The 2206-nt window shown below is 68.9% G+C and carries 2 protein-coding genes; both read left to right on the plus strand.

Translation table 11 applies throughout. The features are described 5' to 3' along the window. The first annotated feature begins 292 nt into the window (after window positions 1–292). Window positions 293–1204, plus strand: coding sequence for a 30S ribosomal protein S2 (gene rpsB, locus D8Y23_RS16475; protein ID WP_128219097.1), 912 nt, complete (start codon window positions 293–295; stop codon window positions 1202–1204). Window positions 1205–1336: 132 nt separating this feature from the next. Further along, window positions 1337–2164, plus strand: coding sequence for a translation elongation factor Ts (tsf, locus tag D8Y23_RS16480; protein ID WP_128219098.1), 828 nt, complete (start codon window positions 1337–1339; stop codon window positions 2162–2164). Window positions 2165–2206: the final 42 nt, after the last annotated feature.

Consider the following 2206-nt stretch of genomic DNA (forward strand, 5'->3'; position numbering starts at 1 on the left):
CCGCGCGCCGCACGCCGCACGGCCGGTTCGGTGCACGGAGCTCGGAACCGAGCTCGTGGGGAGGAGCGGTCCTGTATGCTGGAGGACGCATCCCGTGTATCGGGATGACTCCGCGTGCCCACAGCGCACCGCACTGACCTCCGGGTCAGCGCACCGCGCGGCATCCACACCCCACGGTCCTCCGCTCCGGCGGAAGGCGGGTGTGCGCCGGGCACCAGGCTCGCCGCTCCCTCGATCGGCGCGAAACAACCGCAACCATGGCGCGCCAGCGCCCCAGAACAGGAGTACGACCATGGCCGTCGTCACCATCCGCCAGCTGCTCGACAGCGGCGTTCACTTCGGACACCAGACCCGTCGGTGGAACCCGAAGGTCAAGCGCTTCATCCTGACCGAGCGCTCCGGCATCCACATCATCGACCTCCAGCAGTCGCTGTCGTACATCGACAAGGCGTACGAGTTCGTCAAGGAGACCGTCGCGCACGGCGGCACCATCCTCTTCGTCGGCACCAAGAAGCAGGCGCAGGAAGTCCTCGCCGAGCAGGCGACCCGCGTGGGCCAGCCCTACGTCAACCAGCGCTGGCTCGGTGGCCTCCTCACCAACTTCCAGACGGTGTCCAAGCGCCTCGCCCGCATGAAGGAGCTCGAGGAACTCGACTACGAGAACCCGGCCGAGAGCGGCTTCACCAAGAAGGAGCTGCTGCTCAAGAAGCGCGAGCTCGACAAGCTGCACAAGTCGCTCGGTGGTATCCGCAACCTGCAGAAGACCCCCTCGGCGATCTGGGTCGTCGACGCCAAGCGCGAGCACCTCGCCATCGACGAGGCCAAGAAGCTCGGCATCCCCGTCATCGGCATCCTCGACACGAACGCCGACCCGGACGAGTTCCAGTACCCGATCCCCGGCAACGACGACGCGATCCGCTCGGTGAGCCTGCTCACGCGCATCATCGCCGACGCCGCCGCCGAGGGCCTGATCCAGCGTCACCAGCCCGCGGGCGAAGACGAGGCCGCCGAGCCCCTCGCCGAGTGGGAGCGCGAGTTGCTCGAGACCCCCGAGGCGACCGAGACCGGTGCCGAGGCGACCGAGGCTGCGACCGAGTCCGCTGACGACGCCGCCGGCGCCGAGGCCCACGACGAGGCCGTCGCCGCCGAGTCCGGTGAAGAGACCGCCGAGGTCACCGACGCCGAGGCCGCCGACAGCAAGTAAGCGCGCCGCCGCGACACCGCGGCGTCACCCGCACAGGCTACGATCCGGCGGGGTCGTACGCGCACCCCGGGGGTGCACACGGCCCCGCCGAGCTCACACCAGCACCACCAACGACTTAGGAGACGCCACACCATGGCAAACTTCACGATCGCCGACATCAAGGCCCTGCGCGAGCAGCTCGGCACGGGCATGGTCGACACCAAGAAGGCGCTCGAAGAGGCCGACGGCGACGTCGAGAAGGCCGTCGAGATCCTGCGCCTGAAGGGCGCGAAGGGCAACGCCAAGCGCGCCGACCGCTCCACGAGCGAGGGCCTCGTCACCGCCCGCGAGACCGAGGGTGCCGTCACGCTCCTCGAGCTCGCCTGCGAGACCGACTTCGTCGCGAAGAACGACCGCTTCATCGCTCTGGCCGACAAGGTCGTCGCCGCGGCTGCCGCCGCCGGTGCCGACTCGGTCGAGGGCGCCCTCGCCGCCGACGCCGACGGCCAGACCGTCGAGCAGCTCATCTCGGACGAGGCCGCCATCATCGGCGAGAAGGTCGAGCTCCGCCGCGTGCGCACCATCCGCGGCGACAAGTTCGAGGTCTACCTGCACAAGACCAGCAAGGACCTCCCGCCCCAGGTCGGCGTCGTCCTCGCCTACACCGGTGACGACGCGGAGACGGCTCGCTCTATCGCGCAGCACATCTCGTTCGCCAACCCCTCGTTCCTCACCCGCGACGACGTGCCCGAGGCCGACGTCGAGAAGGAGCGCGAGATCGTCACCGAGATCTCCCGCAACGAAGGCAAGCCCGAGGCCGCCCTGCCGAAGATCGTCGAGGGTCGCGTGAACGCGTTCTTCAAGCAGGTGTCGTTGCTCGACCAGGACTACGCCAAGGACAACAAGCTGTCCGTCGCGAAGGTCGCCTCCGACGCCGGTCTCACGCTGACCGACTTCGCCCGCTTCAAGGTCGGCGCGTAAGCACCGATGATAAGGCCCGGGATGCCATGGCATCCCGGGCCT

The sequence above is a fragment of the Microbacterium enclense genome (assembly GCF_004022425.1).
Classification (GTDB): Bacteria; Actinomycetota; Actinomycetes; order Actinomycetales; family Microbacteriaceae; genus Microbacterium; species Microbacterium enclense_A.